This is a genomic window from Arthrobacter sp. Y3225116 (genome assembly GCF_059091245.1).
Genome location: NZ_JBNHGL010000081.1, coordinates 1 through 11,617, shown reverse-complemented (window position 1 = coordinate 11,617; position 11,617 = coordinate 1). Strand labels below are relative to the sequence as shown.

Here is an 11,617-nt window from a genome sequence, read left to right as displayed (position 1 = left end):
CGGAGCTGCCGCCGTAGGCCGGTCCGGACCGGCCGCCGGCCTCAGCGCAGGCCGCCGTTTCGGTACAGCTGCATGAAGGCCTCTTCGCGGACCTCCTCCAGCCGCTGGTAATCAACCGCCCAGCGGCGCCGGTCCATCCGGCGACGGGCAAGGCTTCGGCGTGTGGTGCCCGCCGCCGCGCTCAGCGCCCCCGCCGTGTCGCGGAGCAACTGCCGGAGGTCCAAGCGTCGGGAACCGTCGAACTCCTCAACCGCCTCGTAAATATCCGTTGCTTTGGATTCGCGGGCCAATACTGCTGACTGCATGATTTCCCTTTCGGCTTGTGCCGGACTTTCGCCGACGAATCAAGAATCCGTCGCCGACAGGTGTGGCAGCATCGGGCAAACGACCCATTTGCCTCGGCCGGGCATGGGGCATCCGGGCCGCCCTGCACGCGCAGCATTCATTCAGCAAACTCCCAGAAACCGGGAGCACACTGAAAGGGTGAAAAAGCCTGAGCCCGAAGCCAAACTGCTGGTCGTCGACGACGAGCCGAACATCCGGGAACTGCTGTCCACCTCGCTGCGGTTCGCAGGATTCGAGGTAGTGGCTGCGGCCAACGGCCGCGAGGCCCTGGACGCCGCCGAAGAGCATGCACCGGATCTGGCCGTGCTGGACGTGATGCTGCCGGACATGGACGGGTTCACCGTCACCCGCAAGCTGCGGGCCTCCGGCCGGCATTTCCCGGTGGTCTTCCTCACCGCCCGCGACGAAACCGAAGACAAGGTCACCGGCCTGACAGTCGGCGGCGACGACTACGTGACCAAGCCGTTCAGCCTGGACGAAGTGGTGGCCCGGATCCGCGCCGTCCTCCGCCGCACCCGGCCGCTGCTGGAAGACGACGCGATCATCCAGGTGGATGACTTGGAGCTCGACGACGACGCGCACGAGGTGCGCCGGGGCGGCGACGTCATCGACCTCTCCCCCACCGAGTTCAAGCTGCTGCGCTACCTGATGCTGAACCCCAACCGCGTGCTCTCCAAGGCGCAGATCCTCGACCATGTCTGGGAGTACGACTTCAACGGCGACGCCTCAATCGTCGAGTCCTACATCTCCTACCTGCGCCGGAAGATCGACACGAATCCGGATACTCCGCCGCTGATCCAGACCAAGCGCGGGGTTGGGTACCTCCTGCGCACGGCCGACCGCCGCTGATCGATGCTGGATCGGTGGAAGTCAGCGTCCCTGCGGTCCCAGCTGGTGCTGATCATGGGCGTGCTCATGGTCGCCACCCTGACCCTGACCTCGGCGCTGATCCTGACCCTGCTTCACGACACGCTGGTAAGGCAGCTCGACAACGACCTGACCAAGAACCGCCAGTCCATCTCGTCCTTCCTGGTCCGTGAGGCGACGGCCCCCACCGGGATGTCCTACCCGTCGACGAGGTACTACGGCGCCTTGTTCACCCGCGGCGGCGAGCTCACGATCGACACCAACCCAACGGGTGACCGCCCGGACCTGCGGGACATCACCCCCGACAGGGCCCAGGCACTCCAAGGCCGGGGTTTCCACGTTCCCGGCACCGATCGGGACAGCCAGGGCTGGCGGGTGTGGGTCACGCCCCTCCAGAACGACTCCGGCTCCGTCGCGGTGGCGGTGAGCTACAACGAGGTGAACAGCACCTTCGACGAAGTCGCGGCCAGCACGCTCCTCATCGCCGTCTCGGCCACTGTCGCCGCCATCGGCATCGTGTGGCTGGTCGTCACCCGATCCTTCCGGCCCTTGGCCCGGGTGGAGAAAACGGCAGCGGCCATCGCCGCGGGGGACCTCTCCCGACGCGTCGACGTGCTGAACCCTGCGACCGAAGTGGGCCGGCTGTCCAGTTCGCTGAACGCCATGCTCGCGCACATCGAAACCGCCTTCGCGTCCCGGACCGCGTCCGAGCAGCGCATGCGGCGCTTCGTCCAAGATGCCTCGCACGAGCTGCGCACCCCGCTGGTCACCATCCGCGGTTTCTCCGAGCTGTACCGGCACGGCGCGCTGCAGACGCCCGACGACGTCGGTGCGGCCATGGGCCGGATCGAGAGCGAAGCCAAGCGCATGGGCCAGCTCGTGGAAGACCTGCTGACCCTGGCACGGGTGGATGAACAGCGTCCGCTCGAAACCAAGCCGCTGGATCTCCTCATGCTCGGCAACGATGCTGCTCTGGACGCACGGGCCAGCGCCCCCAACCGTGCCATTACGGTCGTGGGGCTCGACGGCGGGGCGCCGCGGCCCGCGCCGGTCGTGGGCGACGAGGCCCGGCTGCGCCAGGTGGTCGCCAACCTGGTCACGAACGCCCTGCGCTACACCCCCGACGGCTCACCGCTGGAGATCGCCGTCGGCGTCCAGCCGGCGAGCGATAACCGCCTGGATTCTGTCCTGGAGATCCGCGACCACGGCCCGGGCATTTCCGAGGACGAGGCCGCACGGGTGTTCGAACGTTTTTACCGGGCGGACACCTCCCGCGATCGCGAAACCGGCGGCACCGGGCTGGGTTTGGCCATCGTCGCTGCCCTGGTGGCCCAGCATGACGGAAGCGTCAGGTTGACGGAGACCCCGGGCGGCGGGGCAACCATGTCCATCCGGATCCCGTATCACCCGCCGGCGGACGAGGACGGCGCCTTCCACCTCGGGTGACCGTAGGGCCCGTACAGCTCAGGGGTTTTCCACATTCGGCGGCTTGGGTCTCGCGGCGTCTTCCGCGGCTGCCTAGCCTGAACCGTGTCGGATAGATTCATCCACGAGCGGAGGACACCGTGGCCGTATTCCAGGTAGACAGCGAGGCTCTTGCTGCCAAGAGCATGGCCGTGCAGGGCACCATCGGACGTCTGCAGGCGGAGGTGAACACCATGCAGTCCGGGCTGCGCGAACTGGAGTCGCTGTGGACCGGTTCGGCGGCGACGAACTTCCAGCAGCTGATCACGGACTGGCGGGCCACCCAGCTGAAGGTGGAGGAATCCTTGGCCAGCATCAACGCGGCGTTGTCCCACGCCTCGCAGCAGTACTCGCAGGCCGAGGAGGCCAACGCCCGGATGTTCCTGGCCTGACCGTAATCCGGCAGGATGCGGGTGCGCGGCTCGGCTGCAGGGTTTGGCCGCGGCGCCGCCGGGTGTGCGGCCGGCCGTTCAGTCCTGCTCGGGTGTGCCTTGGTGGAAGCGCAGGCGCCACCGCCCGCCATCGCGCAGCCAGAGCGAACTGCGCAGGGCCGAACCGTCGCGGCGGACGCTGCGGTAGGTCAGCAGGATGCTGTCTTCCCCCAGCCGTTCGACGGCGAAGACCTCCATGGACGCGTCCAGCTCGGGGCTTTCCTGGAGTTCGCTGATCATCGCGTCCCGCGTCCACATCCGGCCTGCTTCCCCAATCTCGGCGAAGTCGGGGTGCAGCAGCACGGCCAGGCGCCCGTAGTCAGCCCGGACGGCGGGGCTGAGCAACTCCCTCTCGAGCCGCACCACCAGCTCTTCCGCGGCGTCCCCGACAACGGCCGGGTCGGCGAAGTCTTCCAGCTCGGAAAAGAGATCGGGCTCCGGCACGACTGCGGCCGCCGGCCGGGCAGCCGGGGTGTTTCCCGGACGGGCGGCGGCAGACGGGGTGTTTTCGGGGCGGGTGGCGGCAGCCGGCGCCGATCCGAGTACAGCGCTGCCGGAGGTTCCCGGTCCGCCGGGAAAGCCCGGGCCGGCCGGTGCGCCGGTGCCGTTCTGGAAGGCTAGGGCCACCGCCCGGGCCCGTTCGTCGGCGGCTTCGTTCAGCCTGTGTCCGGCGTGGCCCTTCACCCACTCGAACTCGTAGCTGCGTCCCTTGATCGCGGCGTCGATGTCTTTGAGCAGGTCGACGTTCAGCACCGGCTTGCCGTCGGCCTTCTTCCAGCCCCGCCGCTTCCAGCCCGGCATCCACTTGGTCACGCAGTTGATCACGTACTGGCTGTCGCACAACACGCGCAGGTGTTCCTGCGGCAGGTGCGCCGTGGCCCGGAACAGGTCCAGCACGGCCATCAACTCGCCCTGGTTGTTGGTGCCGTGCGGCCAGCCCCCGGCAGCCCACGCCGTGTCGTCGATGTACCAGGCCCAGCCGGCGGGGCCGGGATTGCCGAGCGCGGAGCCATCGGCGGCAGCAGTAATAGTCATGATCTCCATCTTTTCAGATCCGGCCACCATTCCTGGCCGCCCCGGCGGGGGCATGGCAGACATTCCTGGCTCTAGGCTGGGCACGTGGCAATACTCATCGATCCTCCGCTCTGGCCAGCGCACGGCACCCACTTTTCCCACTTGGTCTCCGACACGTCGCTGGCCGAACTCCACCGCTTCGCCGCGGCCGCCGGTATCCGCGAGCGGGCTTTCGACCGGGACCATTACGATGTGCCGGCCAGCCGCTACGCCGAGCTGGTCAGGCTGGGCGCCGTCGAAGTCAGCGCCGGTGACCTGACGCGCCGGCTGCAGGCGAGCGGGTTGCGGGTACCGGCCCGTCAGCGCCCGGAGAGACTGCGCAGGGTACTGCTCCGCCGGTGGAACGAGCTGCTGCCCGGGCAGGAGGACCTCGGCCGCGACCTGCTGGACCGTTGGGGAGAACCGCACCGCCACTACCATGGCCACGGCCACCTGCTGGCTGTCCTGGAGGCGCTGGAACAGCTCACTTCACCGGCCGGGTCTCCGGCCGGGTCCGCGGCCGGGTCCGTTCCCCGGCCGCGGGCAGTATGGTTGGCGGCCTGGTTCCACGACGCCGTCTACAACGGCCGGCCCGGCGTCGACGAACAGGAATCGGCTGATCTCGCGGCTGCCTGCCTGCCGGCCGCGGGCTGCAGCGGCGAGGAGACGGCCGAAGTGGTCCGGCTGGTCCTGCTCACGGCCACCCATTCGCCCGGCCCGCACGATGGACCCGGCGCCCTGCTGTGCGACGCCGACCTGTCCGTCCTCGGCGGAACGCCGGCGGAATACCGCAGCTATGTCCGGGACGTCCGCAAAGACTATGCGCACGTGCCCGACGCCGACTTCGCCGCCGGGCGCACCGCCGTCGTCCGCGGTCTGCTGGCGCTGGATCCGCTCTACCGGACCCCGTCCGCCCGGGAGAAGTGGCTGGACCGTGCCCGGCACAACCTCTCCGCCGAGCTGGAAGCCTGGCTCGAGAGGCCCGACTGGCTCGCTCCGGAAAGGGGTTAAAGGCCGCGAGGCGCGGCTCCCATGACGGGAACCGCGCCTCGCTGAAACCGTGGCCTGCTGCCAGGCCGAGGTGGTGGCGGGGAAGCTTAGAAGCCGCCCATGCCGCCCATCTCGTCGCCGCCCGGCATGGCCGGAGCGGCCTTCTCCGGCTTGTCGGCAACAACGGCTTCGGTGGTCAGGAACAGGCCGGCGATGGAGGCCGCGTTCTGCAGGGCAGAGCGGGTCACCTTGACCGGATCGTTCACGCCCGCAGCCAGCAGGTCCTCGTAGACACCGGTGGCGGCGTTCAGGCCGTGGCCGTCGGCCAGGCCGCGGACCTTGTCGGCCACGACGCCCGGCTCCAGGCCGGCGTTGAGGGCGATCTGCTTCAGCGGAGCGTCGATGGCAACCTTGACGATGTTGGCGCCGGTTGCTTCGTCGCCTTCGAGGTTGAGGTTGGCGAACGCCTTGGCGCCGGCCTGGATCAAAGCCACGCCGCCACCGGCGACGATGCCTTCCTCAACGGCAGCCTTCGCGTTGCGGACAGCGTCCTCGATGCGGTGCTTGCGCTCCTTGAGCTCGACCTCGGTTGCGGCACCGGCCTTGATGACTGCCACGCCGCCGGCCAGCTTGGCCAGGCGCTCCTGCAGCTTCTCGCGGTCGTAGTCGGAATCGGAGTTCTCGATCTCGGCACGGATCTGGTTGACGCGCCCGGCGATGGCGTCGGCTTCGCCGGCACCTTCGACGATGGTGGTCTCGTCCTTGGTGACAACCACCTTGCGGGCCTGGCCCAGCAGGTCCAGGGTGGCGTTCTCCAGCTTGAGGCCGACCTCTTCGGCGATGACCTGGCCGCCGGTCAGGATGGCGATGTCGGCCAGCATGGCCTTGCGGCGGTCACCGAAGCCCGGAGCCTTGACGGCCACGGACTTGAAGGTGCCGCGCATCTTGTTCACGATCAGGGTGGCCAGGGCCTCGGCCTCGACGTCCTCGGCGATGATCAGCAGCGGCTTGCCCGACTGCATGACCTTCTCCAGGATGCCAACCAGGTCCTTCACGTTGGAGATCTTGGAGTTGACGATCAGGATGTACGGATCCTCGAGGACCGTCTCCTGGCGCTCTGCGTCGGTGACGAAGTATGCGGACAGGTAGCCCTTGTCGAAGCGCATGCCTTCGGTGAGCTCAAGCTCCAGGCCGAAGGTGTTGGACTCCTCGACCGTGACGACGCCTTCCTTGCCCACCTTGTCCAGGGCCTCGGCGATCAGCTCGCCGATCTGCGGATCTCCGGCGGAGATCGACGCGGTGGCGGCAATCTGTTCCTTGGTCTCGATTTCCTTGGCGGAAGCGATGAGCTCGGCGGTGACGGCGTCAACAGCCTTCTCGATGCCGCGCTTCAGGCTCAGCGGGTCGGCGCCGGCAGCAACGTTGCGCAGGCCTTCCTTGACCAGGGCCTGGGCCAGGACGGTGGCGGTAGTGGTACCGTCACCTGCGACGTCGTCGGTCTTCTTGGCGACTTCCTTGACCAGCTCGGCGCCGATCTTCTCGTACGGGTCGTCCAGCTCGATCTCCTTGGCGATGGAAACACCATCGTTGGTGATCGTGGGGGCGCCCCACTTCTTCTCGAGCACGACGTTGCGGCCACGCGGGCCGAGGGTTACCTTAACGGCGTCAGCGAGGGTGTTGAGCCCGCGCTCGAGGCCGCGGCGGGCCTCTTCGTCAAATGCAATGATCTTTGCCATAGCGGCTTACGTCCCTTCTGGACAGTAGACACTGGACGCAGCTTTTGACGGCTGCTGGCCACCTGCGGTGCCCGCGACGGACGGCTCACGACGACGGCGAATTCGGTACGCCGCGCCGCTCACCTCACCGAGGTGGCGGGTTTCACTCCCTACGGACTTTCTTAGCAGTCAGCCCGCGAGAGTGCTAACTCAATAATTAGCACTCGCAGGTGTCGAGTGCAAGCTGTTGGGCCTGCCGGATGACGCGCTTCCCCGGCTGAGATCCCCCTGAGCGCCCCCGGGCCAACAATCAGGGTGGACCCCCATGGAAACGGCCGGCCCCCCGCGCGTAGATTGGCAGGCAAGACAGCGCACGCGAACAATCGGCCCGGCAGCGGGCAAAGGTCGGAGAACCATGTCTGAATCACCGGACGAGAAGAACATCAGCAACCCCACCGAGCCCCTGGCACCGGGCACCAACCCGACGAGGCCGCTCGGCGGACAGCCGCCGTACGGAGCACCGGGACAGCAATACCCGCAGCCCGGCCAGCCGGGCCAAGGCCAGCCGGGCCAAGGCCAGCCGGGCCAACCCTACGGCCAGCAGCAGTACTACGGGGCTCCTGGCGGCTACTACTACCCGGAGCAGAAGTCCCGGCTGATCGGCGGGCTGCTGGGCATCCTGCTGGGCGGCCTCGGCGTCCACCGGTTCTACCTGGGCCACGTCGCCATCGGCGTGGTGCAGATTGTGGTCACGTTCCTGACGTTTGGCCTCGGCGCCGTGTGGGGGTTCGTCGAGGGCATCATGATCCTGGTCGGGGCAGAGCCGTTCAAGCGCGATGCCCGCGGCGTCCCGCTCAAGGAGTAGCCCGACCGCGAGGAACCGGCGCGACGAACCGGCGGCGGAGGCACCCCAGCCTCCGCCGCCGTCGTCGTTCCGGGTCTGCTACGGGGCGACCCGGACCTCTTCTGCCTGCGGGCCCTTCTGGCCCTGGCCGATCTGGAACTCTACGCGCTGCCCCTCATCGAGGGAACGGTAACCATCCATTTGAATAGCGGACCAGTGGACAAAAACGTCGGAATTTTCCTCGTCCACGGTGATGAAGCCGTAGCCCTTTTCCGCGTTGAACCATTTGACGGTTCCCAGCGCCATAGCGTTCTCCATACTCAGTAGTTCCAGCCTGCCGTGTACGGTTCAGCGGCAGGATGGTTTCACCTTAACCACGCAGCGGGGTGAAGTGACCTACCGCACACTTAATGTTATTGAGGCGTAACCGAAATTCCGCTTGGAGGGCGCGCTGCATGGGTAACGGGACTACGGTGCCGCGGGCAATCGGCGGGCCCGGCCGGCGCGCGATCTGGGCGCACGATCCATTGGTGGCCCGGATTGGCGAACGCCTCATGGGCGGCCCGGCCCGGCCCGGGGAATGCCTTACTGGTAGCCGGGACCCAGCGCCACGGTGACGTACTGCGAGACGTTGCCGTTTTCCTGCACCGTGCTGATGCCCAGCAATTGGCCGAGGGCCCGCGCGTTGGCTTCCTGGCCCGGGTTGTAGAAGATCACGGAGCCGGCGAGCGGGGCGCCGCCCCAGTTGTCCACCACCGCGATCGACCAGCCGTCCGCCTGCACCCGCTGCGATACCGTTCCGGCGAGTCCGGTCACGCCGGTGCCGTTGAGGATCATCACCGGGTCCTGCTTGTTGACCGCCGCTGCCTCTTCCGTGGGTTCCTCGGTCGGCTCCGCGGTCGCTTCCTCGGTGGGCTCTTCCGTTGCCTCCTCGGTCGGCTCCGCGGTGGCGGTCGCTTCCGGCTCGGTGGTTTCGGTTTCCTGTGCCGTCGGCGTGGGCGAAACGCTGGCCGCAGGGGTGGCCTGGCCGGCGGACGGAGTCGAAGATCCCCCGCCTCCCAGCAGCGGGAGCACGAAGAACGACAGGGCGCCCACCGCCAGCGCCAGTACCGCGGCCAGGACGATCAGGCCCAGGCCGTTGGACTTCGGCGTCGCCATCCGTGCGCGGTGCACACCGTGGCGGTCTGAAGTTTCAGGGACCTGGTCGAACTCATCCCGGGGGTACTTGCTCATCGCTTTCAGTGCATCCTTGTGGTGGCGAAACGGAAACCGGCCTACCAGGCCGTCCCGGATCTAGGCGTCGGTGCCCAGCCGGCGAGCAGTGCGCGCGCGCTGGCGGGACGTACGTAGTCTACGCAATCTCTTCACCAGCATCGGATCGTGCGCCAACGCATCCTCGGTGTCGATCAACGCATTCAGGATCTGGTAGTAGTGCGTGGCGGACATGTCGAACAGTTCGCGGATGGCCTGTTCCTTGGCGCCGGCGTACTTCCACCACTGCCGCTCCAGGGCCAGCATGCGCTGGTCGCGTTCGCTCAGCGGGCTGGCGTCGTCAACCTCGGCCTCGAGTGAAAAGGCACTGGCCTCGGCCGAACCCGCCACAACACACCTGCGCTTCCTAGTACTTGCTGACAGCAATCAATACCTCCTCCATGATAAAGGCGAATCACAGGCGTGTCATTCACCGCCCCGGGCCGGTCCCGAACGGCCGAGCGGGCGCCGCCTGGAGGGCCGGTTTGCCTGCAGATGGCATGCCCGCGGGGGTTGACTACTTGCCGGCGGGTGGGTCGCGGTGAGCATTTGGGCCGGCGGTCGGCAGTGCCCGCGGTGCCTGATTGCCTGCCCGCGGCTGATTTCCGCAAAGATGGAACGGTGAACTACGACGACGGTGCCCTCTTTCCGCTGCCCGCCCACCCGCCTGCCGCGGACTTTGGCGCCCCGTACCCGTTTGCCTCCCCCCGGGAGCTCTCCGCCGTGATTCATCCCGAGTGGGCCGAGGTGCTTGCTCCCGCCGAACCGCTGCTCTGGGACCTGGCGTCCTACCTGGACGGCGAGCGCGCCGCCGGAAAGACCTTGCTGCCCGCGCCGGCCAACGTGTTGCGGGCGTTCCAGCGGCCGCTGTCCAAGGTCAAGGTCCTGATCGTCGGTCAGGACCCCTATCCCACTCCGGGACACTCGATCGGACTGGCCTTCGCCGTCGAACGGCATGTGCGTCCGCTGCCGCGCAGCCTGGCCAACATCTACCGGGAACTGCAGATGGATCTGGGTATCCGGCCGCCGCAGCACGGAGACCTGAGCGCCTGGAGCGACCAAGGCGTGCTGTTGCTCAATCGCGCGCTCACCGTGGAGGCAGGCAAGGCCGGCTCCCACCGCAACAAGGGGTGGGAGCAGATCACCGAACTCGCGGTCCGGGCGCTGGCCCAGCGCGGCGGCCCGCTGGTGGCACTGCTCTGGGGCCGCGAAGCCCAGCAGTTGGCTCCGGTACTGGAGCAGGTGCCGCGGATCGAGACGGTGCACCCCAGCCCCCTGTCGGCCTCCCGCGGATTCTTTGGGTCGCGGCCCTTCAGCCGGGTTAACGAACTGCTGGCCGCCCAGGGCGCCGAACCCGTGCACTGGGAGCTGCGCTGAGCCGGTTCGGGCAGCCGGGCCTGAGGCCGGGCTGTGCAGCCGGGTCGTACAGCTAGCTGGGCCTTGAGCCGGGCGCCGGGACGTTTTTGTCCATGTTTTGCGCGCGGGTCCGGCGTCGCCGCAGGTCAAGGGCTTAACGGTTCCGAGACATGGACAGTTTCGGCCGAACGTGGACAGCTGGGACCGTGCGCGGACCGCTGAGGCCAAGCGGTTCGCGGTGCGGGTTCGCGCTTTCCTGGACGCCCGTGTGACCTTCACCATCCGCAAATTGGGATTACCTGGCGGGTGGATTAGGTTGACCTAAGTAGCAGTTTCCCTTCGTCAGGAGTAGTGCAGGATGCAGACACAACCGGCAGCAGCCCCCGCCCGTGCGGGACGGAGTGCTCGGCCGCCGAAGGTGCAGACCAACCTCCAGGTGACGCGCACCGAGTGGATTTCGCAGCACATGGTCCGGGTCTACGCCGGCGGCGAGGCGTTCGATTCATTCGCCGAACGGTTCGCGGCCAAGGACGCCACGGACCAGTACATCAAGATCTTTTTCCTGGACCCCGCGCTCGACGTGGAGCTTCCGGTGAACGTCGCGGAGCTGAAGGAAACGCTTCCGGCCGACAAGCTGCCGGTCACCCGCACCTACACCGTCCGCCGGCTGGACCGTGACACCCGCGAAGTGGTGGTCGACTTTGTGGTCCACGGCGACGAAGGCCTCGCCGGGCCCTGGGCCGCCCAGGCCAAGCCGGGCGACTGGATGATGTTCAGCGGACCCGGTGGCGCGTACCGGCCCGATCCCGACGCCGACTGGTACCTTTTGGCCGGCGACGACGCGGCGCTGCCGGCAGTGGCTGCCGCCATCGAGGCACTGGCCCCGGACGCGCGCGGCTACGCCTTCCTGGAAGTGGACTCCGAGGCGGACATGCAGGAACTAAATGCTCCGGCCAACCTGGAAATCCGCTGGCTGTTCCGGCGCGGCCAAACGCCCGGGACCGCTACCCTGCTGCGCGACGCCATAGCCGGCCTGGACTGGCCCGACGGCCGCGTGGACGCATTCGTCCACGGCGAGCGCGACGAGGTGAAGTCCCTGCGCGATGTCCTGTTCAAGGACCACGGGTTGTCCCGCGGACAGGTCTCCATCTCGGGCTACTGGGCCTACGGCCGGGCGGAAGACGCCTTCCAAGCGGAGAAGCGCACCCCGGCGGGCCAGATCTTCCCGGAGAACTACCCGGCCTGAGCCGGGAGCGCCGGGGCCTCCCCAGGGCGCCCATCCGGCACCCGGCGGCCAGCCC

The 11,617-nt window shown here is 67.9% G+C and carries 13 protein-coding genes; 7 read left to right on the top strand and 6 right to left on the bottom strand.

Translation table 11 applies throughout. From position 1 onward, the window contains the following. Positions 1-41: 41 nt before the first annotated feature. Positions 42-305 (bottom strand): hypothetical protein, encoded by a 264-nt coding sequence (locus AC5RV2_RS09575; protein WP_494092134.1) that lies wholly within the window; start codon positions 303-305, stop codon positions 42-44. 178 nt (positions 306-483) lie between these two features. Here AC5RV2_RS09575 and AC5RV2_RS09570 point away from each other — a divergent pair, with 178 nt between their 5' ends. From AC5RV2_RS09570 to AC5RV2_RS09560, 3 genes are all read left to right on the top strand, one after another. Next, positions 484-1,194, top strand: coding sequence for a response regulator transcription factor (locus tag AC5RV2_RS09570; RefSeq protein ID WP_494069364.1), 711 nt, complete (start codon positions 484-486; stop codon positions 1,192-1,194). A gap of 3 nt (positions 1,195-1,197) precedes the next feature. Continuing rightward, entirely contained in the window at positions 1,198-2,658 is a 1,461-nt protein-coding gene (locus AC5RV2_RS09565) for a sensor histidine kinase (protein WP_494069363.1), read from the top strand. Positions 2,659-2,777: 119 nt separating this feature from the next. After that, complete coding sequence (locus AC5RV2_RS09560; protein WP_493987611.1) at positions 2,778-3,068, top strand: WXG100 family type VII secretion target; 291 nt, start codon at positions 2,778-2,780, stop codon at positions 3,066-3,068. Positions 3,069-3,146: 78 nt separating this feature from the next. Here the strand turns inward: AC5RV2_RS09560 and AC5RV2_RS09555 are convergent, their stop codons facing one another. Further along, positions 3,147-4,142 carry an RNase H family protein gene (locus AC5RV2_RS09555; protein ID WP_494092133.1) on the bottom strand — a complete coding sequence of 332 codons (996 nt, stop codon included), beginning with the start codon at positions 4,140-4,142 and terminating at the stop codon, positions 3,147-3,149. Positions 4,143-4,226: 84 nt separating this feature from the next. On the opposite strand from AC5RV2_RS09555, the gene AC5RV2_RS09550 reads away from it, so the two are divergent. Continuing rightward, on the top strand, positions 4,227-5,171 hold the full coding sequence (locus AC5RV2_RS09550) for a DUF4031 domain-containing protein (protein ID WP_494092132.1): 945 nt from the start codon (positions 4,227-4,229) through the stop codon (positions 5,169-5,171). 86 nt (positions 5,172-5,257) lie between these two features. On the opposite strand, the gene groL is transcribed toward AC5RV2_RS09550, so the two are convergent. Continuing rightward, positions 5,258-6,886, bottom strand: coding sequence for a chaperonin GroEL (groL, locus tag AC5RV2_RS09545; RefSeq protein WP_494014691.1), 1,629 nt, complete (start codon positions 6,884-6,886; stop codon positions 5,258-5,260). A gap of 394 nt (positions 6,887-7,280) precedes the next feature. Here groL and AC5RV2_RS09540 point away from each other — a divergent pair, with 394 nt between their 5' ends. Continuing rightward, complete coding sequence (locus tag AC5RV2_RS09540; RefSeq protein ID WP_494092131.1) at positions 7,281-7,730, top strand: TM2 domain-containing protein; 450 nt, start codon at positions 7,281-7,283, stop codon at positions 7,728-7,730. Positions 7,731-7,808: 78 nt separating this feature from the next. Here the strand turns inward: AC5RV2_RS09540 and AC5RV2_RS09535 are convergent, their stop codons facing one another. The 3 genes from AC5RV2_RS09535 to AC5RV2_RS09525 all read right to left on the bottom strand — a co-directional run bounded on the left by AC5RV2_RS09535 (position 7,809) and on the right by AC5RV2_RS09525 (position 9,311). Then, positions 7,809-8,015 (bottom strand): cold-shock protein, encoded by a 207-nt coding sequence (locus tag AC5RV2_RS09535; protein ID WP_127515201.1) that lies wholly within the window; start codon positions 8,013-8,015, stop codon positions 7,809-7,811. A gap of 279 nt (positions 8,016-8,294) precedes the next feature. After that, positions 8,295-8,942 (bottom strand): LytR C-terminal domain-containing protein, encoded by a 648-nt coding sequence (locus AC5RV2_RS09530; protein ID WP_494092130.1) that lies wholly within the window; start codon positions 8,940-8,942, stop codon positions 8,295-8,297. Positions 8,943-9,002: 60 nt separating this feature from the next. Further along, a complete protein-coding gene (locus AC5RV2_RS09525; protein WP_127515197.1) occupies positions 9,003-9,311 on the bottom strand; it encodes a DUF3263 domain-containing protein in 309 nt (102 codons plus the stop codon). A gap of 270 nt (positions 9,312-9,581) precedes the next feature. On the opposite strand from AC5RV2_RS09525, the gene AC5RV2_RS09520 reads away from it, so the two are divergent. Beyond that, entirely contained in the window at positions 9,582-10,337 is a 756-nt protein-coding gene (locus tag AC5RV2_RS09520) for a uracil-DNA glycosylase (RefSeq protein ID WP_494069358.1), read from the top strand. A gap of 337 nt (positions 10,338-10,674) precedes the next feature. Next, positions 10,675-11,562 (top strand): siderophore-interacting protein, encoded by an 888-nt coding sequence (locus AC5RV2_RS09515; protein ID WP_494092129.1) that lies wholly within the window; start codon positions 10,675-10,677, stop codon positions 11,560-11,562. Positions 11,563-11,617: the final 55 nt, after the last annotated feature.

What these genes read in the sequence shown, in the direction of transcription:
- AC5RV2_RS09555 (WP_494092133.1), bottom strand. Translation starts at nt 4,142, where the DNA reads ATGACTATTACTGCTGCCGCCGATGGCTCCGCGCTCGGCAATCCCGGC.
- AC5RV2_RS09540 (WP_494092131.1), top strand. Translation starts at nt 7,281, where the DNA reads ATGTCTGAATCACCGGACGAGAAGAACATCAGCAACCCCACCGAGCCC.
- AC5RV2_RS09565 (WP_494069363.1), top strand. Translation starts at nt 1,198, where the DNA reads ATGCTGGATCGGTGGAAGTCAGCGTCCCTGCGGTCCCAGCTGGTGCTG.
- groL (WP_494014691.1), bottom strand. Translation starts at nt 6,886, where the DNA reads ATGGCAAAGATCATTGCATTTGACGAAGAGGCCCGCCGCGGCCTCGAG.
- AC5RV2_RS09535 (WP_127515201.1), bottom strand. Translation starts at nt 8,015, where the DNA reads ATGGCGCTGGGAACCGTCAAATGGTTCAACGCGGAAAAGGGCTACGGC.
- AC5RV2_RS09530 (WP_494092130.1), bottom strand. Translation starts at nt 8,942, where the DNA reads ATGAGCAAGTACCCCCGGGATGAGTTCGACCAGGTCCCTGAAACTTCA.
- AC5RV2_RS09575 (WP_494092134.1), bottom strand. Translation starts at nt 305, where the DNA reads ATGCAGTCAGCAGTATTGGCCCGCGAATCCAAAGCAACGGATATTTAC.
- AC5RV2_RS09515 (WP_494092129.1), top strand. Translation starts at nt 10,675, where the DNA reads ATGCAGACACAACCGGCAGCAGCCCCCGCCCGTGCGGGACGGAGTGCT.